A 22,302-nucleotide genomic window follows, 5' to 3' on the forward strand; every position below is an offset into this window, starting at 1 on the left:
ATGGCGGATCACCTCCTTCCTTCCGCCGCTTCGCTTCTTGGTTCCGAAGATGCGCTTCGGATTGCCCATATCCGAGGGCCGCGCTGGATCAGCCACCCGGTCGCTGGCAAAGCCCACGACGCCATGCGTCTTCTGCTGGACCGGCCATCCTCCTTGCGCCCGCGGGGCGTGTTGCTGGCGGGGCCCTATCACAATGGCAAAACGATGATTGCCGAACGCTTCGCCATCGAGCATTTACGACTGTCGGATCGGCAAAGGGTCTGGGTGATCCAGACCCGGGAAGGCGCCGGCCTGTCCCATTTCTACGCCAGCATTCTTTCCGGCCTGCGCGCCCCTCAGGCGGCTGGCTGGAGAAGCCTGTCACGCGCGGGAGAGCAGGTGGATCATCTGCTGGAAAGCCTGAAGCCCCGCGTGCTCATCTTCGACGAATTCCACAGTGCCCTGCGCGGGCGACGGCAGGACGTCAAAGCCATATTTTCGTTCCTGCGCCGCATGGCCAGGGTTCATGACATTTCGCCTGTGCTTGTCGGTGAGGTCGCGGTCTACGACGCAATCCACGATACCGAAGAAATGGGATCGCGGTTTGACACGATCCCTATTCCGAGGTGGGGGTATGATGAGGATTTCGCAACGCTCCTCGACAGCCTTGAGGCCAGCATACCGCTTGCCCTACCCTCGGAGCTGTCGCGCCAGCCAATGGCGAGGATCATTCATGATCTGTCGGAAGGTTTGATCGGAGAGGTTGTCGACATTGTCAGCAATGCCGCAATTGCCGCGATCAGGAGCGGTGAGGAGCAAATCACCGAAGCGAGCATTGCATCCCTGAACTACATTCCACTGTCGAGGCGCCGGAACGCTGCCTTGCGCAACGAGATGACGTGAACCGGTCTTCACCCGGGATCACCGTCACGCCTGCGCGCCGATATGCCAGCGAGGTGGGGCGCGGCTGGCCGGTGGATGTCACTCCGGCTCCGGGAGAGCTTCTGTCAAGTTGGCTGCACCGGCTCGCATTGGCCAATGGTGTCCCGACGCGATATTTTGGGCGCGTTCTCGGACTAAGAGGCGCAGGCTGGGCGACGCGACTTGACCGTGCCCTTCCCGAGCATGTCCTCAATCTTCTTGTCGAACAGACCCGGGTGCCTGCCGAGGATATCGCAGGTCTGACCCCTGTTCCCGACCCCCTGGCTCGATTGCGTTTGCGGTTATTGACCGAGTCTCAGGCGCGCCATGCGTCCGGGCCGCAGGTCACCCGCCTGCAATATTGTCCGGCCTGCCTGAGGGAAGATCAATTACCCTATTTCCGGCGGGGCTGGACTTTGGCCACGCGGATGACCTGTTTCCGACATGGCTGCCAATTGCGCGATACATGCCCCACCTGCGGAGGCGGCATTGCCCCGTCCAGGCAAGACCGGCTCGTGCCTCAACAGATTTGCGTTTGGTGCGGTGGCGATCTCCGCAAACCCACTGTGCGCGCCGAACACGACGTCCAGCAGCTCGAACGGCTGCTCGACGACCTGCTGCGATTGCATGTAGCGGGGCATCGGCTACCGGGAAGAACTTCTCTTCCCGCTCTGCTTGCCACCGCGTGTTTCAATTTTGGCGAGGAACTCAAATCCATTGCGCACCTGTCAATCCGAGATCGCCTCCGTCTGTTCCGTCAATTGGCAGACGGCCCGATGCCGTTCCAATGGCCGTGTGAAAACCCGGGCGCTGCCCTCTGGGCACGCATTGCCCGGACCGCTCCGACTTTTCCGGGACTGGCCTCATCCTTCGGCAAGAGGGTCATCCTTCGAAACTCCGCGGAACAGAACACACGTCCTGCTCGCCCCGATCTGACAGACCTGTTGCTGGCCATCGGCCGTCTTCGATCAAACAGGCGTTCGAGACAAGCTCGAGAGGGAAATTGATTTCGAACCGCTTTCAGTTCCGAGTCCCGCATCCTGCATCTGTTCCCGGTCCGGCAAGTCCTGAAGCGTTTCCAGATCGAAGGCAGTGAGAAACGTCCCGGTGGTCACGAACGTATAGGGCGCCCCACGACGGGGGGCACGCGGGCCGGTGCCGATCAGCCCGCGATCATGCAGCCGCCCGATCAGGTCGCGGCTGATCTCACGCCCGAAGATGTCCTTCAGCCCATCGCGGGTGATCGGCTGGTAATAGGCAATTGCCGCCAGCACTGCGACGTCGAACTCCCGCAGATCCAGAACCTGCTCCCCCACATCCGCTGCAGCCCGGATTGCGGGCGCATAGGCCGACCGGGTACGCAGCACCCACCCATCCCCAACCTTGGCCACCTCGAAGGCCCGCCCCTCCAGATCAGCGGCAAGATCTTCCACCAGCAAATCCACCGACACCCCCTGCCCCACAACCCGGGTCAGGTGGTCCCGCGACACCGGCGTGGCAGAGGCAAACAGCACCGCCTCGATCCGCCGCATCCATTCGCGCCAGCGCAACTCTGCGGGCAAGTCGCTCAGCTCCCGGTCAAAGTCTGGTTCGGTGCGGTCGTTGGCCATCCCTACACCCCATAAAGCCGGAACGTATCGCGACCAGTCAGTTCCCGCGCGACGCCGAGTTCAACCAGCCGATCACAGAACCGCCGCGCTGACCGACCCGAGTTCAGCGAGACAAGCGCCGAAGGTGCCACCGCATCCCGTGTCAGGAACATCTGAACCGCCTCATCCGATCCCCTGGCCCGCAGCTTCGGCGCCACCGCCCGCAGCCGCGCCGTACGGTGCGCAAGATCACCGGCCAACCTCGCCGCCTCGGTCACGGACGTGACGATGGCTTCGTGGCAGGCCAGTCGCAAATCGTCATCTGTTTTGCGCATGTCGCGACGCATCAAACCGCCCGCCAGCAAGGGAATCACGTGATCCCAGCCAAGCGCCTGCGCCAAAGTGGCATCCGCCAGAACCAACGCGTCGGCCTCAAGCCGCGGCGCGTCAGCCAGCACAGCCCCAAGCACCAACGCCGCGCGATCCACCGGACCACCCTGCCCTGCGCCAGATTGGTCGAGCCACACCGCAATCCGTTCCGGACCCTGATGCGGCATCGCGCGAGACAAGGACCGGATCGAAACCGGCCGCTCCACCGCCCGCATCCACATCTGGTAGACCTGTCCAGCTGGCCCGGGCTGATCCCCCGGTCGCAACAAGGCTATCTCGTCGCGCAACTCCCCTGCCCTTTCGGGACGCCCCGTAAACGCCACACAGGCCTCTGCCGCCCGCAAAGCCAACCGGTTGCGTAACAAGGGTTTGGGGACAGCGTCATGCCTCAACACAAGATGCAGGTGGGACAGGGCCGCGCCTGACAAAAAAGACACATCTTCAAGGGTTTGTGCCCGCCCGGAGGTGATCCAGGGCGGCAGCCGGGGTATAGTCTCAAGGTCGCTTCGGGCAGGAGGCCGGGCATAGTTCATGCCCCGAGACTAATGCACGGCGGCGCTTTTTGCCATAGAATAGCACCTAAACCGCCCCACTATTTGATTCACAGTAGTGTCCAATAAGTTTGCATTATCGGACGTATGGGGATACGCTGCAGCATAGTCTCAAGAATAGTGAATTTGTGGGGAAAAGGTGGACTCAGAAAGCGAGAAATCGACCTCGGCGCCCTCCGACGCGTTTGATGATGCTCAGGTCGACGAGAGAGATCAAGAGGAAAGCGATACGATCGCCCTGCCCTCCCATATCGCCGGCTCCGGCGCCTTCGATCGGTTGGTTGAGAATGCACGTGACTACGCCAAAGCCTCGACGGCCGAGAACACCAACAAGGCCTACGCCGCCGATTGGAAACACTTCGCCCGATGGTGCCGACTGAAGGGGACGGATCCGCTCCCTCCGTCGCCAGAGATGATCGGCCTCTATCTGACCGACCTGGCTGCACCAAGTAACGGGTCCCCTGCCCTATCGGTCTCGACCATAGATCGCCGCTTGTCCGGGCTTGCCTGGAACTACGCGCAACGGGGTTTCGCACTCGACCGCAAGAATCGCCACGTCGCCACCGTGCTGGCCGGCATCAAACGCAAGCACGCCCGCCCACCAGTGCAGAAAGAAGCCATCCTCCCCGAGGACATCCTCGCCATGGTCGCCACCCTGGGTTTCGATCTGCGCGGGCTGCGAGACAGAGCGATCTTGCTCATCGGATATGCCGGCGGTCTCAGGCGCTCAGAAATCGTCAGCCTGGATGTCGGGAAAGACGACACCCCTGACTCTGCCGGTTGGATCGAGATCCTCGAGGATGGCGCGGTGCTGACGCTGAATGCCAAGACCGGCTGGCGCGAGGTCGAGATCGGGCGTGGATCTTCAGAACAAACCTGCCCCGTGCACGCGCTGGAACAATGGCTACACTTCGCGAAGATCGATTTCGGACCGGTCTTCGTGCGCACCTCGCGCGATGGCAAAAAGGCGCTGGACGCCCGCCTGTCGGACAAACACGTCGCCCGCCTCATCAAGCAAACCGTGCTGAAATCTGGCATACGCGCGGAACTTCCTGAGAAAGACCGCCTTGCGCTGTTTTCGGGGCACAGCCTGCGTGCAGGTCTCGCCAGCTCAGCCGAAGTCGACGAGCGCTACGTCCAGAAACAGCTCGGGCACGCCTCTGCCGAGATGACCCGCCGATACCAGCGCCGCCGCGACCGATTCCGGGTAAATCTGACCAAAGCCGCAGGCCTGTGAATGTGCCATCACTCGGTCGTTTAATAGCGATACCCTAAATTGCAAACGGCCGATTTCATGCCCCTGATAGGCTATGCGCGCGTATCCACAGGGGATCAGACCCCCCTGCCCCAGTCTGAGGCCCTGAAATCTGCGGGATGTGTCGGTATCTTTGAGGAACACGCCTCAGGCGGCAATCGCGCGCGGCCCGTGCTTACTCGTGTCCTTGAACGCATCGGCAAGGGCGACACGCTGGTCGTCGTACGGATCGACCGTCTAGCGCGGTCTCTGTCGCACCTGCTGGAGGTGATCGAGCGTCTGGAGGCTATGCGCGAACGTACTCCGCGTGGGCGCACAAGCTGGCAACCATCCTCCGTGAAGATGTTGCTGGAACGAGCAGAGCGACTTCGTCTCATCCCGACAGGATCGAGCCACGTCTAGGTATGACCTGCAGCCCGAATCCTGTAGAATCTGTCGGCACAGGCACCCTCAGAAGCCCGAATGTGTCAATAGTTGCATGGCTTTAGCTGATACCACCCAAACTCTCCAGATTAGCGGCCTGATACAGGAATGTCTGCACTTATTGCTACGATATCAATAGCTTGGGGAACTCTAGGTGCGGCAGTACCTATTGGTGCTGTGGATAACTTTTCCACTACATTTAGATTCTTCTTGCCGGACTCACTAGATCGTGGCATTCCAGTTCTGACGGCAAAATGCGTCAGGCACGCTGTACGCCGTCAGAATGACAAAGAGCCTCTACAGAGGCCAAGCGTGGGCGGCAGGACATGGATGATCGTAACGTTGGATATGCGCAAGGCATAGGGTCTTCTGACATCGGGGCATTTGCCGACAATCTGGCCGAGTCCTTGGATCGCCAGATGAAGATAGCTTTCGAACCCGAAGAGCGGAAATCCCTACGGCGTTTCAGTTCCACCGAAGTTGCCGGCCTCCTGCGCGTAAGCACGTCTAACCTGCGCAACCGGCACAAAGACGGCAGCTTCCCAGAAGTGCATACAGATAACCGCGGACACCGGTTCTACACAGCCCAAGAGGTTGACGAATTGCGTAATATCTTGGAGCGCACAGGAAAGAACGCCGAAGCTTATCGACCAGGTCGACGCGATGGCGACCGGCTTCAGGTGATATCTGTCGTCAACTTCAAAGGCGGTTCGTCAAAAACAACAGCAACAATCCATCTTGCGCAGCGGTATGCCTTGCGCGGCTACCGTGTTTTGGTCCTGGATCTCGATCCGCAAGCAAGTTTGACCACGTTTTTCGGCTTTCGGCCTGAGCTCGAGTTCGCCGAGGGCGGCACAATCTATGATGCTCTGAGATATGAGGAGCAAGTTCCACTCTCGAACGTCATCCAAAAGACCTACTTCCATAAGCTCGACATGGTTCCAGCCGGTTTGATGCTCTCAGAGTACGAAACTGAGACCGCAAACGCCCTCGCCCGTCGCGTACAGCCCATCTTTGCGGAGCGCCTAGCCTTAGCACTTGAAGAGGTTGAGGCAAACTACGACATCGTTTTGATCGACTGCCCGCCTCAACTAGGCTTTCTGACCCTAACGGCGTTGGCAGCCTCGACGGGGCTCTTGGTAACGGTCGTGCCAGGCATGCTCGACATCGCTTCCATGAGCCAATTCCTGAAACTTGCTTCAGAAACGGTAAAGGCCGTGGAAGAAGCGATTGGACGGCGTGTTACATGGGATTTCGTCAAATTTCTCATCACAAGATACGAGCCTTCTGATGGGCCGCAGACCCAAATGGCTGGCTATCTGAGATCAATTCTCGCTGGCCAGGTCATGACTGAACCCATGCTGAAATCCACCGCAATCTCTGACGCCGGAATGACGCAACAAACCGTCTACGAAGTCGATCCGAGCCAATTCATCAGGAAGACGATTGATCGCGCACTGACCAGCGTGAACGGCGTTGCCGATGAACTGGAGCAGACGATCCAAATGGCATGGGGGCGTCGCTAATGGCCCGAAACATCTTCAACCAATCTCCAAAGGACGAGAAGGAGAGCGCGGCCCCCTCCCCTACCCCGCCAAAAGCGGCTAAGCTGCCGGGATCTGTTGGCGGATTGCGCGACTCTTTGCGTGAGATCACAGCAAACTCTATCCGCGACATCAAGCCCGATCAGATTGACATGGATGGGCTGCGCGATCGGTTGGTGCTGGAAGATTCCAGCATCGATGAGTTGGCCGAGAGCATTCGCAAGCATGGCCAACAAGTGCCAATCATGGTCCGTCCATCAGCCCAACCGGACAGATACCGCATCGTCTACGGCCGCCGCAGGCTTGCGGCGATCCGTAAGGTCGGTGGAACGGTTAAGGCGATCGTTCGAACCTTGGATGACGACGCTTCTCTGATCGCTCAGGGCCAGGAGAACAACCTCAGGCTTGATCCGTCTTTCATAGAAAAATCCCTGTTTATCAAAGAGATGCAGGAAGCCGGGTACAAACCCGGTGTCATTCAGGATGCTCTGGGCCTGACCCGGCAAGGCGTATCCAACCACAGGGTCGTCATAGAGCAACTGCCTAACGGGCTTGTACAACTCATCGGGCCAGCACATGGCATCGGACGACGGCAATGGGGTGATCTAGCAGCCTTATCAATGAAGGTAGATTTGGTGGATATCGCTAAAGAGGCTATCGTCACCCTGCCCGACGACACTCCAAGTTCCGAAAAATTTCAGGCGGTCTACTCGGCTTGCTCAAGCAAAACACGTAGCGACAAAAAGCCACCCAATCGTGGTCTGACATCGGTCATCAAGGATGAGAACGGCAGTTCTTTGGGCACACTCACAGTCGATGAGAAAGCAATCTCTATCAAGGTCGCCAAAAAGGACAATCCAGAATTCGGCCAATGGCTCGAAGAGCGCGTGGGAGACACGCTTTTGCAACTCTTTGAACAATGGCGGAATGAGAGAGGCTCTGGGTCCTAACCCAGGCCACACAGAGGAACACGAGCAAAGGAGAAAAGCGAAGACCCGAAAGAAAAGAGCCCCCCAAAGTTTCCCTTGGAGAGCCCTCATCATTCGATTAGCACTCATGATGTAGCAACCTCCAGCATACTGGTCAAGAGTCACCGATTCGGTGGACCAAGTTTTATTGCCTTTTTCCGAGAGAAATCGAGGGAAGAGACGGGGAAGTTGTGGGCCGAACGGTCGTCGTGAATAAACCATGGCATTTACAAAACTGTCGATCGGAGCCGCAGGTGCTGATGCAACCCGCAGCTCAATTCCCGCATCTGAAACCGACGTCTGGACCATCTTCAGAGCCTTGAGAGATGCACGCAGCGTGTTTGGTCTACGTCCTGGCCACATACAGACACTTCAAGCCATGCTCAGTTTTCTGAAGCCTGGCCATGGTGAAACGGTTTTTGCGTCGAACAATTCCATCTGCCAGCGCATTGGCGGAATCGACGAACGGACGCTCCGCAGGCACATCAACCGCTTCGTTGAACTCGGATTCATCAAGCGCCATGACAGCTCGAACCGAAAACGCTACCGCGTTCGCTCATCCGGTGGGGACTGCATCAGTTATGGTTTGTCTCTCGCCCCCCTACTCCAACGTGCGGGCGAGCTTATCGCCATCGCGCAAGAGATGGAGAATAACCGGCGGGATCGGATATTTGTACGCAAACAGATCCTTACCAAACTCGCCCATTTGGAAGAACACGATCCCAGCAACTCATTCATCGACCTTGCACGGAGAGCTCTGCGAAGGAAGCTGAGCCTCCCCGAATACCGCGCACTGCTCGCCGACACAGACGCAGAATGCCAGAGTTTGTCCACCCCGGATGACCCACCAGAAGCAATGGAACTGCCCGCCAATGACGGACAAACTGTCCGGCACCAATCTAAGTCTGAAGAAGAAAATAAAGATTTAGATAGCAACGTAGCCAATGAAGCTCTGAGACCAGACTTGCTGACTTCTGTCTGCGATCAGGCAACATCATTCTCTACAGAAAGACCTAAAAACTGGTTAGATATTGAGAATCATGCTCGAACCCTCGCTCCGATGATGGGCATTCACCCAGAAACATTCGAGAAAGCCAAGAATGCTGTAGGAGCTCAGAAAGCGTCATGCGCGATCTTCATCATGCTACAGCTTGGACAACGCATCAGGGATTTCGGAGCGTATTTTCACAGTATCACTCTGGGACAACGCAAAGATCAGTTTGATCCGTTAGCTTTGGTCAAGCGACTGTCTGAAACCAACGAGCGAACTGTCTAATGTCCACCGCGGTGGACGTCTAACCGGAAGCCAACCTTATGACAGCGATATCTTACCAAACGCTTCACAGCGTCCACGCCACAACACTCTTGAGCAGCGCTTCTTGGTCATTCAGTTTATGTTGGACCAGCAGATGTCCACCGCGGTGGACAAATGACACACGAGTGAGCCGCAGAGGCCAAATCCGAAGTGCATTTGTCATTGATGGAACCCGCTTTACAGCGATGATAAAACTGGCCCAGCCCACCGAGTGCGCGATCTGCTCAAGGGTCGCTTACGGAAACCATTCGCTGAACGTCTACAATGTCGCCGCTGAAAGTTTGCTGCGCCGGTCATTTTATCCTCGGCGGGCACTATTTGCCCTATCCATCATTCGAAAGCTCTGGCCTAGCGGATCACATACGTGACAGCCGATCTTCGTCGTCCACGACATCAAGGATGCAACCTTCGCTGCTCCAGTTCCACAACACGATGTTGAAGTCCGATGCAGGCGCGCCCTTCGCAAAGCTCCTGATCAGAAGTCCTGCAAAACTATCTGCGATAAGCCTACTGGCAAAATCCTGCGTAGGCACCGCTTGGCCGTCAAGCATCCTCGTACGCCACGCAGGGTCAGCAAGCAAGGTCGCGGGCATGCTGTATTGCTCTAGGGCGTCCTCGTTTCGGGTATCAAAAATCGGGCCGAGGCTCGCAGCATATGACACCAGAATTGTGGGTTGCAGGCTACCTACCTGATTGGCTTCCCGGAGCGCCGTGGTAGGATCAAGCGCAGTGTAGAGGGCAGGCGTGCCCTTTGTATTGAATCGGCCACCATAGAGTTCGGCACCACGTCCGGAGAGGGGCTCGCGCGCATAGACCGGGTTCAGGGCCCGATAAAGCGGCCCCGTATAGCGCCCATCCTTCAGAGGCATCAGGCGAAGACGCCCGCGTCCACTGCGTCGACGTATTCAAGAACCTGCTGCGCTTTGCCTTCCTGAACGAGCTGCATAGCAGTCCTGCCATCAAAGCCGGGCAGGGGCTCTGACCGGTACCACGCATAGGCCATTAGTTCCGACCCAAAGCGGGGTTCGACCTTGTTCAGCACCTCGACCAACTCGCGCAAACGACGCTGCGTCTTATCAGACCCGATACGCGCCCTCCGTTGCAGGGCGTCCTTGCCGAGGCCCACAGTCAAGGCGATCTCCTCAGCCGAGGTGCGCAACGCCGCAGCGATCTTTCGCGGTTCGAACTGTCCGCCTTCGGCGAAGTTTGTAATGTGCATACTCTGCTACCTTTCGGTTATTCTGACGGTATATAGCGACAATATTACTGAACTACAAGCTTCCGGAGGTTTATTCCCTTCGTTTACGTTGGTATCTGCATCTCTCGACATCGCGCGTCGCGTCGGTAGTTGTTGGTTTGTAAGTTTCAGACTTGTGCGGTGAAACAAGTTTTGCCGATCTCTGACGCGAGATAAGTATCTGATATTAAGAAGGACTGTAGGAAGTCAGGGACAGATTTGCCGATATACCTTGCCGATCCTGAGTCCCAATCAGGACTTGTTGCTTGAAATCACGGTAACCCGCAGGTGTGTCGGACCCTCGCCTGTTACCTCGGTTCTATTAGCCCGCTGAAAGTGAAAGTGTCCTTCGGGGTTTGTGACTGACGGAAGAGAGGTCTTAGGGGTTCCGGCCTGACTTACCCGACAAAGGGCATTCCCATGCAAACAGGTGTCTTGCGCGTGTTGCGCGCGACCGCTTCCTCGTGGTGGTGGCGGCACAAGGAACTGCGCCGAACCGGCCAGACAGAGCCGGCGCGGCGGTTCGAACGCGAGGCCATTCTCCGCGATCTCGGCTATCTACGGCAGGCAGCCATCCTGCTGTACGCCCATGTGATCTGCGGTGAAGGCGGCACGTTCATCCATCTCGGCTGGACCACCGTGTCCACTTTCGCCCCGATCGAGCGTTTCCCCTTGGCCGCACTCGCGGTCGCGCGTGGGACGCCGTTCATCGATATCCGTCCCATCACCAACATTCGAAAGGAAGCCAGCCATGGCACGTTCCCACACGTCCAAATTCGATGCCTCCGAGGTCATCACGAACGAAATCATCCGCATCATCGAGCGCGGGGTCCTGCCGTGGCGCAAGCCCTGGACCGCAGGTGGCAGTTCCCGCCCACTCCGGCACAACGGAGAGGCCTACCAGGGCGTCAATAACTTCCTGCTGACCATGCGGACGCTGATGGCGGGCCACAGCTCGCCTTTCTGGATGACCATCCCGCAAGCAAATGCCCTGGGAGCCAGGGTGCGCAAGGGAGAGAAGTCCTCAGTGGTGGTTTACTATGGACAGAGCCGGACGCCGGGGCAGGGGGATGAGAAAACCGACGATGTTGACCCAGATGGTGACGAGGCTCGTGTCTTCCGGTTCCAGAAATCTTACCGTGTCTTCAACGCCTGCCAGATCGAGGGACTGCCGGACAGCTTCCATCCCGACCCGGACCCAACGCCGGAGCATCCACCCGCAGAGCCCATTGCCCATATGCAGGCCTTCTTCGAGGCCATCGACATCACCACGGTGTTCACGGGCAGCGAGGCCTACTACCTGCCGCCGGTCGACAAGGTTTACATGCCGACCATCACGCGGTTCCATGACCCGCGGAATTTCTACGGTGTCTGGGCGCATGAAATGGCCCATGCCACCAAGGCGCGCCATCGCTTGAACCGTGACTATGGCCTCTCGCGGTTCGGCAACACGGCCTATGCCCGCGAGGAGATCGTGGCCGAGCTGACCTCCTGTTTCCTGGGACAGGAGCTTGGCTTCACGGCGCATACGCTCGAGATGAACGCGGCTTACCTCTACAACTGGTTGCGCGTCCTGCGCTCGGACAAACAGGCGATCTTCAAGCACGCCGCGGATGCACAGCGCGCCTGCGACTACCTGGTCGCGCGGTCGGAGGCGGGCAGGGCAGGGGAGACCGATCAGGCCGCCTGACGGCCCGTGGGCCGGTAAAGGGAAAGAGGGCTTTGGGAAGGGTGTTTCAAACCTCTCAAAGGACAGACCCATGACAACCACCACCCCAAAGTCCCAGACAGACCGTCCGGACCCCGCCGTGATTGCCGCCCAGAATGACGCATTCCGCAAGGTCGCCTGTCTCGGGATACCGCCAGAGGCGCCCATTCACGGCCGCATGCATGTGACCCGTTCGCTCATGGCGGCCGGCGATGGCTTCATGGCCGAGGCGGTGAAGGCGACCGGCGCATTCGATACGTTCGAACCTGAAAACGATCCCGATGGATGGCATGATTTCGGGGCTGTCGAGATCCAGGGTGAGACCGTGTTCTGGAGAATTGATCTTTATGAAGCGGATTCGGATTTCCGCTACGGCGCAGAAACCCCGGACAACCCCGCAACCACCATGCGCCTGCTGACCATCATGATGGCGCGCGACTGGTAGGGCAGAGGGCGTTCCCAGGATCACAAATTTTACAAGCTCAAGGCCCGCTGCCCATCAAAAGGCAAAGCGGGCCTTTTGTCGTTGTGATCCCCGCCCTTGGGGATTGGTCACGCGCGTGAACGCGTGGGCCACACCTCACCCATCGAGAAGGACATCCCATGACCGTAAGCTTCAAAACCGTCTCCGTCGCCATCGGCGATCTAATCGCCCACCCCGCCAACGTGCGCAGCAATGCCCCGGAGACCTATGACTCCGAGAACATCGCGCATCTGAAGGCCAGCATTGCTGTGCTGGGCCTGCTCCAGCCCCTGCTCGTGCAGAAGATCGACGGCAAATATGCCGTGCTCGCCGGCGGCCGTCGTCATGCCGCGCTGAAGGAACTGGTCGTTGACAAGGCCTCGAAGGGCTTCACAGGCAAAACCAAGATCGAGTGCCGCCTGGTGCCCGAGGATTGTGACGTGACCACGGCGCTGTCGCTGGCGGAGAACATTACGCAAGCACCTATGGGGGCGATCGACGAGTTCGAGGCTTTCGCGCGGATGATGGAGGTTGACGGGCAAACGCCCGAAACCATCGCCAAGACCTTCGGCGCCACCGTTTCCGCCGTGAAAGGCCGTCTGCGCTACGGCCTCATCCATCCCGACATTCGCGCGGCGGCCCGCGCCAAGACGATCACGCTGGATACGATGAAAGCCTTTGCCGAGCATCCGAGCAAGGAGGTGCAGCGCGAGGTGTTCGAGGCGTTGAGCAAGGAAGACAGCTACTTGCAGGCTTACACGGTGCGGCAGGCGCTCAAATCCCGCGGTGTGCAGGTCAGTGACGATATCGGCGCCTTCGTGCGTGAGGAATACGAGGCCCGCGGCGGTGCCATCGCGGCTGATTTGCTGGAAGAGCATTCTGTGCTCGAAGATACCGCACTGGTCGAGACGATCCTGCTCGAAAAGCTCAGTGCTGCCGCCGAGGAGGCACGCGCGAAACTGGGCTTCGTCTGGGCTGAGGCTGTCGTTCGCTACGACTACGCGGCGATGGCGGACTATGGCCGGGTCTATCCCGGCCCCGTTGAGCCTGATGAGGCCGCACAGAAGCGCGTCGATGAAATCACCGCCGAACTCGAGACGCTGCAACTCGAGATGGAGGATGAGGGGCTTGAGGACTATGCGTACAATGCCCTCTACGAACGTGTGGACGCGCTAGAGGAGGAAGCGCGAGACCTGCAGGAGGCCTACAGCGCCGAGGACCTTGCCCGCGCCGGCGTGGTTTCGTCCTGGTCTGGAGGACAGGTGACGCTTCATCTCGGCCTGGTGCGCCCCGAGGACAAGCAGGAGGCATCTCACAGTCCTTCCGGTACGCAGACCGGCAAGGACGAGCCTAACGCAGGCGAAATCACCTACCCGGCCTCGCTCGCGGAAGACCTCAAGACCGAGCGCGCCATGGCCCTTGGCGCCGCGATGGCAATGCATCCCGAGGCCACGCTTGACCTGACCCTCTTCAAGCTGGTCACCGATGTGCTCACCAGCGGTATGGGCGTCACCCAGGCCATCAGTCTTAATGCCAGCAAGGCGTATCGCAACCATGCCAAGATGGACGAAATCGATGACACCTCGCTGGAGCAGGTCGCTGAGGTCCATGACACGCTCGACCTGTCCTGGGCGGACGAGACCCGCGCGCCAGCGGATCAGTTTGCTGCCTTCCGCGCGCTTGACGCTACTGAGAAGGCCAGGCTCGTCTCCTATGCTACGGCAGCGACCACGCAATCCTGTTTCGCCTGGGATCGCCAGCGTGACAGCCTGATGCATGACTTCGAAATCGAGGTTATGCCCGACATCCGCGCGCATTGGACGCCGAATGCGGCCCTCTTCAACCGCTTCAAGAAGGCCTGGCTCCTGAAAATCCTCAGCGAGGACCTCGGACTCACTCAGGAAGCCGTGACGCTGGCCTCGTCCAGCAAGAAGGAGATCGTCGCCTTCTGCGAAAAGCTCTTCGCCGAGCCCTTCGCCACGCTCACGGACGCGCAGCGCGCCGCCGTCGCCGCGTGGTGCCCGCCGATGATGCAGACGGCTGGCGTGCTTTTCGAGGATGCGCCCACGGCGGAAACCTTGGAGCCTGACAGCGACGTCGCGAAAGCGGCCTGAGCGCCGCATCGATCTGCGCGAGGTTCAATCCTTGCGCGGGTCGACCCTCCGACATCAACAGAAAGACACTCCCATGGCTATTCTCAAGTTCTCTGCGTCCGGAGTCGCGGCGCAGATCGCCCATGCGCGCGCCTGCAAGACCTTCCTGCCCAACTGGAACGGAAACCACGAGATGAACCTTCGCGTGCGCCTGGCAAAGAACATCATTGATCATCGCAAGAGCGTTGGCCTGAGCCAGGAAAACCTGGCAAGGCGCGCGGGCGTCAGCCCGCCTACGTCGGCAAGATCGAGAACGCTCGGTTTGCAGCGAGCATCGACACGATAGAAAAAATTGCCCGTGCTCTGGATGTTGACGCTGGAGTCCTGTTCGAACCCAGATAGTTTACCGCGAATTTAGTGGCCTCCTTGCGGGCATCGGAGGCGGCGCAGCATTATGTTCTTGATGGCCTGGCTGTCCGGCAATCACGGAACAAAGCGGGCGTTCGACCAATTCGCAGCAAATGGCTGTTCCGAGCCGATAGTGTTGAAAAACTCCTATTTTGCCGAAAACCGACAAAAAAATCACCCTGGAAAGCCGGTTGCGAGATTTGGTTAGGGGATCGGCCAAAACGTGGGTGTAGCTATGTCGGAGGCGCTCATGATCTGTAGAACGCAAACAGGGCCGACTTTTCAGATACACTCGAGTTTGGCGAAAAAACGAGAGCGCGAAAATTTCGAGTTTTTCAACACTCTCAGCCCGAATCTACCAAATGCTGCAAAACGCGCCAATTGCCGTAGTGCCCGTGTCCAGGCATTGTGCGGACAAAACGGTTTTAAATAGCACTTTGCGACATGATCTCGCGATGACCGCTTAGCGATATACGAACGAACCAAACTCATAAATACAGAGCGAGAAGTCGGATCAGATCACCATACTTTGCCCGCCGTTGATATCCAGTGAAGCCCCGTTGACGAAGCCGGCTTCCTCTGACGCAAGATAAGCGATGGCAGCGGCAACATCTTGGACAGCGCCATGGCGGCGCACCGGGATGGTTTCGAGAACCTGCTGACGCTCCTGCGCACTTTGCCGCTCCTCCAATAGCCCCTTGACCCGAGGCGTCAGTATCGCACCGGGACAGAGCGTATTGCAGGTGATCCCGTTGGGGCCGAACTCTTGCGCAATCTGCAGGGTGAAGGCCTGCATGGCACCCTTGGAAGCCACGTAGTTTGCACCCGCGAACAGGCTGCCGAACCGGCCCGCCTTGGACCCCATATTGATAATCCGCCCATACCCGGTAGCAACCATCTGGGGAAGGACAGCCCGGGTGGTGCGGACGCAGGCGCTGACATTGACATCTATCACCTGTCTCCAGTCCTCGTCCGATTGATCGAGGAATCGGAAGGGCGTGTGCAGCGATCCGCCGATATTGTTGACCAATACGTCCACTTGACCCATTTCCGCGACCAAAGCGGCAACCGCCGCTTCGATTGCATTGCCATCCGTCATGTCGATCGCCTGCGAGGTGATGCTAAGGCCTTCTGACTTCGCTTCGGTGACTGCCTTGTCAAGCGCCGCTTCGTCCCGGTCCCAGATCTTGACACGCGCACCTTCCCGCGCGAGCCGCAGCGCAACGCCACGCCCAAGCCCAGACCCGGCTGCGGTGATCAGAGCGGTGCGGCCCTCAAAGCGGGTCATTGTCGGTGGCCTCCGCGTGACTGGCGTCGGGATCGACCTTGACGTCGACCACGACCGGGCCGCCCATCTTGTGGGCCTCTTCCAGCGCGTCGCGGATCTCGTCAGGGTGATAGACCGTGATCCCTTTTGCTCCCATCCCTTCGGATACCTTGGCGAAATCGACCTCGTTGAAATCAACCGCCATACGCTTGTCGCCCAGGTTGTCGCGCACCATGCCGAGACCCGAGTTGTTCGACACCAGATAGACCACATCAAGCTCCTGCTGCACGGCCGTGGGCAGGGTCTGTACCGTCATCATCATGCCGCCGTCGCCGACAAGGCTGGTCACGCGTTTTTCCGGGCGCACCAGCTTGGCGGCGGTCGCGGCGGGTGGGCTCCAACCCATCACGCCGGTGCCGCCGGGCACCATCAGCTGACCCGGATAGGGCATGCGCAATCCGAACGTGGCCCAGATCCGTTGTGCCCCGGCATCGAGCGCGACAAGGTCCTGCGGCCCGAGGAAGTCCTGCAATCCGCGCACCACGTCGCTGTGATGCACCGTGCCTTGGGCGGCGGGCAGATCGGGCAGGTCAAAGTAACCGTTGTTTTTCTTGATCCCCATGCCAGCTGCGGTGCGGTTGGCAGCGGTTTCCTGCGACAGGCCGATATCTTCCAGCATGCTCAACACATCACCCACATCGCCGGTCACGGCCATATCCACCGGATAAACCCAGCCAGCGTTGCGCGGGTCGACATCGACCTGCACCAGCGTCTGGTCGCCCGGCCGGATCAGTCCCGGATCACGAAAGCGCGTATAGTCAGGGCCCATCGAGGCTCCCAGCATCAGCACCAGATCAGCATTTGCCAGCACCCGGTTGGCGGCCTTGTGACCCCACGTACCGAGCATACCGCCACAAACCTCGGATGTTTCGGCGATGACACCCTTGGCATTGTAGCTGGTCACCACCATCAGGCCCGCCTTTTCCGCCAGCGCCTGCAATTGTTCACCCGCCCCGGCGGCGTTCACACCGTTGCCTGCGACAATGACCGGACGCTTGGCGGCGTCGATCATCCTGGCCAGTTTTGCCACGGCGGCGGCGTCGGGACGCGCGGGCGTATAGGCAAGGTAGCCATCGGTCGGGTAGAGCGCCGGTTTTTTCGGTTCGTCCATTTCGGCGCGGATGATCGGGGTTTTCATCACAACCGCCGCCGGTCCCATCCGCGGCAGTGAAGCGTGTTTTACCGCCATCTGCACGCCGAACACGGCCTCTTCGGGTGTGGTCGCATAGGTCGAATACTTGGTAATGGGCTTCAGCGAGGCCAGCGCGTTGGCTCCGCCGTAGTCCCCGGTCATGGTCTGGTAGACCCCCATCTGGCCGTAACCGTCATAACATGAGGTCTCGGTCAGCACGATCATCGGCGTTCCGGCGAAATGGGCTTCGAGGATTCCCAGGCTGCCCATCGTGGTGATCCACGGCCCCTGTCCCATCAGGACATTGGGTTGGCCGGCCAGCCGCCCGGCGGCCTGGGCCATGATCGAGGCAATCCACTCGTTGCGGCACAGCACGACGTCGAACTCGTCCTTGTGATCGTGGAAGGCGGGCAATGACCATGTCACACCCAGTCCGGGCAAGGTAAAGGCACGCTCGACGCCGCTTTCGATCAGCGTTCTGACGACCATCTCGTTTGTCTTAACCATATTCTATCCCTTCGGAGGTCATTGCGACGGTTTTCCAACCGTAAAATCGTTTCCGGCCCGATCCTGCCCGCGCACCAGCCAGATCGGTCGGGCCGGGTAATTCATGCTGGGCGAATGCGTGCGGGCATAGATTGTGGCGGGGTTGTCTTCGCTGCGATCATAAAGCGACGTGGCCGGCATGTAGCGGATCGCATAGTCCGCCCGCCGCTTCGTCGCATGGGTGTTATGTGATGATCCGTGCACGGTGTAGACATCGTGAAACGAGATCTGCCCAGGTTTCAGAATGCAGTCATGCGCCGCCGACAGGTCCACATCCTGCATGGACTGGCCCAGCGCCATGTCGTCGCGCTTGTCGACCACGTGGCGTTCCATCCGGCGTGTCTTGTGAGAACCGGGTATATACTGCATGCAGCTGTTTTCCGGGGTCGATCCGTCGATCGCCACCCGCACGGTCACGGTTTCGAGCGGATTGATCGGCCAGTATTTTCCGTCTTGGTGCCACGGCACCCCCATGCTGCCCCCGGGCGGTTTGGCAAACAGCATGCTGCCCCACAGGATGATATCCGGACCAATCAGTTGTTCGACCATGTCGAGAATGTCCGGGGTCTGGCAGAAATCAAGGAAATCCACGTTCCCCAGCAAGCTCGCGGATTGGCCATAAGGGTTATGCGGCCCCGAGAGCAATTCGGGCCGGATGTCGGGGTGATCCGCGATCAACTGATCCACCGCCGTGGTCAGCCTTTCGAGAATCGAGTCGGGCAGACGATAGTCCGCTACGACCAGACCATCCTTTTTATAAGCGTGAATTTCGTTGTCACTGAGCATTCCCCACCTCTCGATCAGCATCCGGGCACACTGAAAACACTGACATTTTCTGAAATGGAAATCAATTCCAAAATAAATTGGAAATTTGTTTTGAAATATCGGTAAGCCGCTTTATGGTTTTTCCAGGCCGCCGCAGGTGTAGCTTGCGTCAGGCGTCATTCGACCGTCGAAACGCGGTCAGACCCAAGGGAGAGAGACCTATGAAGTTCATTCGTTCATCCATTGTCGCCCTGGCTGCTGCTGCCGGGTTGGCCAGCACTGCCCTGGCGGCGGAATTCCCCGCCAAGCCAGTCACGATCATCGTGCCGTTCAGCGCCGGTGGCGGCACCGACATCACCACCCGCACGCTTGCCGGTCCGATGGCCGAAGCGCTGGGTGTCGAGATCGTGGTTAAGAACACTGCCGGGGCCGGTGGCACGATCGGTGCCGCAGAAACCGCGCGCTCGAAGCCGAACGGTTATACAATCGGCATGATGCCGGTCGGCCCGATGACCACCCAGCCGCATCTGCGCGAGTTGCCCTACAATCCCGAAAGCTTCGACTATATCTGTCAGGCCTATTCGGCGCCGTCCTCGCTTGTCGTACGCAAGGACAGCCCGTTCAACTCGCTTCAGGACATGCTGGAGCATGCCAAGGCCAACCCGGGCACGCTGAATTATGGCGTTCAGGCCGTGGGGTCGATCCCGCATGTTGCCGGGCTGGGTCTTGCAGCCGCGTCAGGCGCGGAATTCACGTTCATCCCATACAAAGGCAGCGCGCCGACCTTCAAGGCGATGCTGGACGGCTCGGTTGACATGTTCGTCGCGCACATCTCGTTCCTGACCAAGAACAGCGACCAGGTGAAATCGCTCGCCATGCTGACCAGCGAACGGGTGTCCACCGCACAGGATCTGCCCACCGCAACCGATCAGGGCGTGCCGATGCATTTCCCGATCTGGGGCGGGCTGGTGGCGCCCAAGGGCATCCCGGCCGAAGCCAAGGCCGCGCTGGAGGCCGCCTGCGAGGCGGGCATGAACTCGGAGGCGTTCAGCAGTCGTATGGCAGACCTGCGCATGCCGCTGGCCTTTATGGGCAGTGCTGACTTCGAGGCTTTTGTGAATGCGGAATTTTCCAAGAACGACAAGCTTCTGACCGCGGCCGGTCTGAAGAAATAGGCCTTTGTGGCGCTCCGGGTCACCCGGTGCGCCGCCTTTGTTCCTTCAGGAGAGCGTCATGATGAAACCGTCCTTTGCAAGCCTGATCGGTGGGCTGATCCTGTTGATCACGGCGTTTCTGTTCAGCCACACCTTTGACGAGGCCTATCAGACTTCGTTGCTGACGGCGGGACGCGGGCCGGTGTTCTACCCGCGTATCGTGCTGGGGGCGATGGGGTTGTTTTCCGTGATCGTGATCGCCGAAGGCTTTGCCGAGGAAACCGACGCCATCACCGGGCGCGGGGTGCTGATCGCACTGGTGGCGGTTGCCCTGACCGGCGCTTACATCTTTTCGATCGAACAGGCCGGGTTCGTGATCCCGACACTGTTCTTCACCTTTCTGCTGCCCTTTGTCCTGGGCTATCGCAACGTGCCGATCGTCCTTGTCATATCGGTGACCTACACATTCGCGGTCTGGTACGTCTTTGAAAAGCTGTTCCTGATCATCCTGCCCTCTTCGCCATGGTTCGAGGTGATCTGATATGGACGTCTTTGCTCTTGGTCTCGACCATGTCCTGACAATGTCCGCGCTTGGCGCGATCTTCATCGGCACTATCCTTGGTGTGGCCGTCGGGGTGCTGCCCGGGCTGGGCTCGGTCATCGGCATCACCATGGTGCTGCCGTTTACCTATTCCATGGGCCAGATCCCGGCGCTTGCGCTGATGCTGGGCATCTATTGCGGATCGGTTTATGGCGGGTCGATCTCGGCCATCGTGATCAACACGCCCGGCACGCCACAGGCGGCGGCCACGGCGCTTGACGGCTTTCCCATGGCACAGCGTGGCGATGCCGATCTGGCAATCGGCTGGGCCACGGCGGCCTCGGTGATCGGCGGGCTGTTCTCGGTGGTGGTGCTGATCATCGCCGCGCCGCAACTGGCGGCGTTTTCCCTGAACTTCACCTCCATCGAATACTTCGCTCTGGGCATTTTTGCACTGATCTGCATTGCCAATGTCTCGCGCGGGGCGATGGCCAAGGGGCTGCTGGCCGGGGCCATCGGACTGTTTCTGGCCACTATCGGCGTGGACCATGTGACCGGCGACATGCGTTTCACCTTTGGCAGTTTCGAGATGACCGCGGGGATTTCCCTGATCCCGGCCATTGTCGGGCTGTTCGCCCTGTCCGAGGTGTTCATGCGCGCCTCGGAAAGTGCAACGGTCAAGGCGCAGATTGCGCATAACGTCGGCTTTCGGCTGCCGCCGTTTTCGCAATGGATGCCGCGCTTATGGCTGTTGCTGAAATCCTGCACGATCGGGTCGTTTGTCGGTACGTTGCCCGGCACCGGAGCGGCCACCGCTGCCTTCATCGCCTATTCCGAGGCCAAGCGGTCGGCGCCCAACCGGGACAAGCTGGGCACCGGTGAACCTGACGGGCTGGTCGCTGCCGAAAGCGCCAACAACGCTGTGACCGGTTCGGCGATGGTACCGACGCTGGCGCTGGGCATTCCGGGTGACCCGGTGACGGCGGTGATGCTGGGCACCTTCATCGTTCACGGGATCACCCCCGGGCCACGGCTGTTCACCGAGAACCTGGACCTGGTCTATGCCATTTTCCTGATCCTGATCGGGGTCAACATCCTGATGTTCTTCATCGGCGCGCTTGGCTCGCAACTGTTCACCCGGGCGCTGCGCATGCCCGAGCCGTTGTTGATGACCATGGTAACGGTGATCGCCATTGTCGGCGCCTATGGCGTGCGCGGCAATCCGCTGGACCTGATTACGGCCTTCCTCGCGGGGGTTGGCGGCTTCATCCTGCGCAAGGCGGGCTTCCCGCTGGCGCCGCTGGTGATCGGCATGGTGCTGAGCCAGATGATCGAGAATTCTCTGAGGCAGGGCCTGTTGCTCACGCGCGGCTCGTTTCTGGCTTTCTTCGAGCGTCCGATTGCGCTGACCCTGTTCATCCTCACCGCCCTGATGCTGGCCTGGCCCGCCATCCGCTGGCTGCGGGCGCGCAGGCAAGAGGCATGAGAGCGATGGACAAGACCAGCGACAGCATCCTGATCACCGGGGCCACCGGGTTTCTGGGGTCGTGGATCATCTCAGGGTTGGTTGATGCCGGCATTCCGGTGATCGCCACCGATATCAGCCCCGATCACCATCGGTTGCAGGAGCTTCGCCCCGACCTGCCCGCACATATGGTCGATTTCCGGGTCTGTGACGTAACCGACGCCGAGGCGCTGGAAACGATGATCGAAGAAACCCGACCAACGGGCATCATTCACCTTGCCGCGCTGCAAATCCCGGTTTGCCGTGTCAAACCTGCCGCCGGGGCGGCGGTGAACATCATTGGCCATATCAACATCTTCGAGGCGGCGCGAAAATTCGGCATCAAGCGGATCATCTATACCAGCTCGATCGCGGCCAAACCACGCGGCCCGGCCAATGCGCCGTCGAACCTCTACGGTGTGTTCAAGAAAACCGACGAGGAAATCGCCCGCATCTACTGGCAGGATCACCAGACACCCAGCCTCGGGC

The 22,302-nt window shown here is 59.5% G+C and carries 21 protein-coding genes and 3 pseudogenes; 17 read left to right on the forward strand and 7 right to left on the reverse strand.

Going from position 1 to position 22,302, the window contains the following annotated elements; all coding sequences use genetic code 11:
* A complete protein-coding gene (locus MN188_RS16310; RefSeq protein ID WP_242110340.1) occupies positions 1-882 on the forward strand; it encodes a TniB family NTP-binding protein in 882 nt (293 codons plus the stop codon).
* 71 nt (positions 883-953) lie between these two features.
* A complete protein-coding gene (locus MN188_RS17770) occupies positions 954-1,907 on the forward strand; it encodes a TniQ family protein (RefSeq protein ID WP_353890423.1) in 954 nt (317 codons plus the stop codon).
* On the opposite strand, the gene scpB is transcribed toward MN188_RS17770, so the two are convergent.
* Together scpB and MN188_RS16320 are read right to left on the reverse strand one after the other, a co-directional pair.
* The gene (scpB, locus tag MN188_RS16315; protein ID WP_242110341.1) at positions 1,869-2,510 is read right to left on the reverse strand and encodes an SMC-Scp complex subunit ScpB; all 642 of its coding nucleotides are present in this window, start codon (positions 2,508-2,510) and stop codon (positions 1,869-1,871) included. The genes MN188_RS17770 and scpB overlap by 39 nt on opposite strands.
* A 2-nt stretch (positions 2,511-2,512) precedes the next feature.
* The gene (locus MN188_RS16320) at positions 2,513-3,412 is read right to left on the reverse strand and encodes a DUF1403 family protein (RefSeq protein WP_242110342.1); all 900 of its coding nucleotides are present in this window, start codon (positions 3,410-3,412) and stop codon (positions 2,513-2,515) included.
* A gap of 157 nt (positions 3,413-3,569) precedes the next feature.
* Between MN188_RS16320 and MN188_RS16325 the strand changes: the two genes are divergently transcribed.
* From MN188_RS16325 to repC, 5 genes and pseudogenes are all read left to right on the forward strand, one after another.
* Positions 3,570-4,667 carry a tyrosine-type recombinase/integrase gene (locus MN188_RS16325; RefSeq protein ID WP_242110343.1) on the forward strand — a complete coding sequence of 366 codons (1,098 nt, stop codon included), beginning with the start codon at positions 3,570-3,572 and terminating at the stop codon, positions 4,665-4,667.
* Between the two features lie 57 nt (positions 4,668-4,724).
* A pseudogene (locus MN188_RS16330) lies at positions 4,725-4,973 on the forward strand (recombinase family protein); the annotation flags it as partial.
* A gap of 461 nt (positions 4,974-5,434) precedes the next feature.
* Entirely contained in the window at positions 5,435-6,634 is a 1,200-nt protein-coding gene (repA, locus tag MN188_RS16335) for a plasmid partitioning protein RepA (RefSeq protein ID WP_242110344.1), read from the forward strand.
* On the forward strand, positions 6,634-7,602 hold the full coding sequence (gene repB / locus MN188_RS16340; RefSeq protein ID WP_242110345.1) for a plasmid partitioning protein RepB: 969 nt from the start codon (positions 6,634-6,636) through the stop codon (positions 7,600-7,602). Before repA ends, repB begins: the two co-directional genes overlap by 1 nt.
* A gap of 238 nt (positions 7,603-7,840) precedes the next feature.
* Positions 7,841-8,896, forward strand: a complete 1,056-nt coding sequence (gene repC, locus MN188_RS16345) for a plasmid replication protein RepC (RefSeq protein ID WP_242110347.1) — start codon at positions 7,841-7,843, stop codon at positions 8,894-8,896.
* A gap of 395 nt (positions 8,897-9,291) precedes the next feature.
* On the opposite strand, the gene MN188_RS16350 is transcribed toward repC, so the two are convergent.
* A complete protein-coding gene (locus MN188_RS16350) occupies positions 9,292-9,804 on the reverse strand; it encodes an RES family NAD+ phosphorylase (RefSeq protein ID WP_242110349.1) in 513 nt (170 codons plus the stop codon).
* Positions 9,804-10,154 (reverse strand): MbcA/ParS/Xre antitoxin family protein, encoded by a 351-nt coding sequence (locus MN188_RS16355; RefSeq protein ID WP_242110350.1) that lies wholly within the window; start codon positions 10,152-10,154, stop codon positions 9,804-9,806. Before MN188_RS16355 ends, MN188_RS16350 begins: the two co-directional genes overlap by 1 nt.
* A gap of 438 nt (positions 10,155-10,592) precedes the next feature.
* Here MN188_RS16355 and MN188_RS16360 point away from each other — a divergent pair.
* The 6 genes and pseudogenes from MN188_RS16360 to MN188_RS16385 form a co-directional block, all read left to right on the forward strand.
* Positions 10,593-10,907 (forward strand): annotated as a pseudogene (locus tag MN188_RS16360) (hypothetical protein); the annotation flags it as partial.
* Positions 10,908-10,923: 16 nt separating this feature from the next.
* Complete coding sequence (locus tag MN188_RS16365) at positions 10,924-11,862, forward strand: ArdC family protein (protein WP_242110351.1); 939 nt, start codon at positions 10,924-10,926, stop codon at positions 11,860-11,862.
* Between the two features lie 70 nt (positions 11,863-11,932).
* Positions 11,933-12,325 carry a DUF3768 domain-containing protein gene (locus MN188_RS16370; protein ID WP_242110352.1) on the forward strand — a complete coding sequence of 131 codons (393 nt, stop codon included), beginning with the start codon at positions 11,933-11,935 and terminating at the stop codon, positions 12,323-12,325.
* 158 nt (positions 12,326-12,483) lie between these two features.
* Positions 12,484-14,457: a ParB/RepB/Spo0J family partition protein gene (locus MN188_RS16375; protein WP_242110353.1), complete on the forward strand. Its 1,974-nt coding sequence runs from the start codon at positions 12,484-12,486 to the stop codon at positions 14,455-14,457.
* A 73-nt stretch (positions 14,458-14,530) separates the two neighbouring features.
* A pseudogene (locus tag MN188_RS16380) lies at positions 14,531-14,624 on the forward strand (regulator); the annotation flags it as partial.
* Positions 14,625-14,742: 118 nt separating this feature from the next.
* A complete protein-coding gene (locus MN188_RS16385) occupies positions 14,743-14,838 on the forward strand; it encodes a hypothetical protein (RefSeq protein WP_242110371.1) in 96 nt (31 codons plus the stop codon).
* A 520-nt stretch (positions 14,839-15,358) separates the two neighbouring features.
* On the opposite strand, the gene MN188_RS16390 is transcribed toward MN188_RS16385, so the two are convergent.
* From MN188_RS16390 to MN188_RS16400, 3 genes are read right to left on the reverse strand one after another with little or no spacing between them, the layout of a single operon-like run.
* Positions 15,359-16,132, reverse strand: a complete 774-nt coding sequence (locus tag MN188_RS16390; protein WP_242110354.1) for an SDR family NAD(P)-dependent oxidoreductase — start codon at positions 16,130-16,132, stop codon at positions 15,359-15,361.
* Entirely contained in the window at positions 16,119-17,810 is a 1,692-nt protein-coding gene (locus tag MN188_RS16395) for a thiamine pyrophosphate-binding protein (protein ID WP_242110355.1), read from the reverse strand. Before MN188_RS16395 ends, MN188_RS16390 begins: the two co-directional genes overlap by 14 nt.
* 18 nt (positions 17,811-17,828) lie before the next feature.
* Positions 17,829-18,656: a phytanoyl-CoA dioxygenase family protein gene (locus tag MN188_RS16400; RefSeq protein ID WP_242110356.1), complete on the reverse strand. Its 828-nt coding sequence runs from the start codon at positions 18,654-18,656 to the stop codon at positions 17,829-17,831.
* Positions 18,657-18,835: 179 nt separating this feature from the next.
* On the opposite strand from MN188_RS16400, the gene MN188_RS16405 reads away from it, so the two are divergent.
* From MN188_RS16405 to MN188_RS16420, 4 genes are all read left to right on the forward strand, one after another.
* Positions 18,836-19,789, forward strand: coding sequence for a Bug family tripartite tricarboxylate transporter substrate binding protein (locus MN188_RS16405; RefSeq protein ID WP_242110358.1), 954 nt, complete (start codon positions 18,836-18,838; stop codon positions 19,787-19,789).
* 58 nt (positions 19,790-19,847) lie between these two features.
* Positions 19,848-20,309, forward strand: a complete 462-nt coding sequence (locus MN188_RS16410; RefSeq protein ID WP_242110359.1) for a tripartite tricarboxylate transporter TctB family protein — start codon at positions 19,848-19,850, stop codon at positions 20,307-20,309.
* Between the two features lies 1 nt (position 20,310).
* Complete coding sequence (locus tag MN188_RS16415; RefSeq protein WP_242110361.1) at positions 20,311-21,795, forward strand: tripartite tricarboxylate transporter permease; 1,485 nt, start codon at positions 20,311-20,313, stop codon at positions 21,793-21,795.
* A 5-nt stretch (positions 21,796-21,800) separates the two neighbouring features.
* Positions 21,801-22,302: NAD-dependent epimerase/dehydratase family protein (locus MN188_RS16420; protein WP_242110362.1), on the forward strand; the 502-nt coding region annotated here is incomplete at its 3' end.

The sequence above is a fragment of the Aliiroseovarius subalbicans genome (assembly GCF_022678625.1).
In the GTDB taxonomy this organism is placed as follows: domain Bacteria; phylum Pseudomonadota; class Alphaproteobacteria; order Rhodobacterales; family Rhodobacteraceae; genus Aliiroseovarius_A; species Aliiroseovarius_A subalbicans.

What these genes read in the sequence shown, in the direction of transcription:
- MN188_RS16310 (WP_242110340.1), top strand. Translation starts at nt 1, where the DNA reads ATGGCGGATCACCTCCTTCCTTCCGCCGCTTCGCTTCTTGGTTCCGAA.
- scpB (WP_242110341.1), bottom strand. Translation starts at nt 2,510, where the DNA reads ATGGCCAACGACCGCACCGAACCAGACTTTGACCGGGAGCTGAGCGAC.
- MN188_RS16320 (WP_242110342.1), bottom strand. Translation starts at nt 3,412, where the DNA reads ATGAACTATGCCCGGCCTCCTGCCCGAAGCGACCTTGAGACTATACCC.
- repA (WP_242110344.1), top strand. Translation starts at nt 5,435, where the DNA reads ATGGATGATCGTAACGTTGGATATGCGCAAGGCATAGGGTCTTCTGAC.
- repB (WP_242110345.1), top strand. Translation starts at nt 6,634, where the DNA reads ATGGCCCGAAACATCTTCAACCAATCTCCAAAGGACGAGAAGGAGAGC.
- repC (WP_242110347.1), top strand. Translation starts at nt 7,841, where the DNA reads ATGGCATTTACAAAACTGTCGATCGGAGCCGCAGGTGCTGATGCAACC.
- MN188_RS16350 (WP_242110349.1), bottom strand. Translation starts at nt 9,804, where the DNA reads ATGCCTCTGAAGGATGGGCGCTATACGGGGCCGCTTTATCGGGCCCTG.
- MN188_RS16355 (WP_242110350.1), bottom strand. Translation starts at nt 10,154, where the DNA reads ATGCACATTACAAACTTCGCCGAAGGCGGACAGTTCGAACCGCGAAAG.
- MN188_RS16365 (WP_242110351.1), top strand. Translation starts at nt 10,924, where the DNA reads ATGGCACGTTCCCACACGTCCAAATTCGATGCCTCCGAGGTCATCACG.
- MN188_RS16370 (WP_242110352.1), top strand. Translation starts at nt 11,933, where the DNA reads ATGACAACCACCACCCCAAAGTCCCAGACAGACCGTCCGGACCCCGCC.
- MN188_RS16375 (WP_242110353.1), top strand. Translation starts at nt 12,484, where the DNA reads ATGACCGTAAGCTTCAAAACCGTCTCCGTCGCCATCGGCGATCTAATC.
- MN188_RS16390 (WP_242110354.1), bottom strand. Translation starts at nt 16,132, where the DNA reads ATGACCCGCTTTGAGGGCCGCACCGCTCTGATCACCGCAGCCGGGTCT.
- MN188_RS16395 (WP_242110355.1), bottom strand. Translation starts at nt 17,810, where the DNA reads ATGGTTAAGACAAACGAGATGGTCGTCAGAACGCTGATCGAAAGCGGC.
- MN188_RS16400 (WP_242110356.1), bottom strand. Translation starts at nt 18,656, where the DNA reads ATGCTGATCGAGAGGTGGGGAATGCTCAGTGACAACGAAATTCACGCT.
- MN188_RS16405 (WP_242110358.1), top strand. Translation starts at nt 18,836, where the DNA reads ATGAAGTTCATTCGTTCATCCATTGTCGCCCTGGCTGCTGCTGCCGGG.
- MN188_RS16410 (WP_242110359.1), top strand. Translation starts at nt 19,848, where the DNA reads ATGATGAAACCGTCCTTTGCAAGCCTGATCGGTGGGCTGATCCTGTTG.
- MN188_RS16415 (WP_242110361.1), top strand. Translation starts at nt 20,311, where the DNA reads ATGGACGTCTTTGCTCTTGGTCTCGACCATGTCCTGACAATGTCCGCG.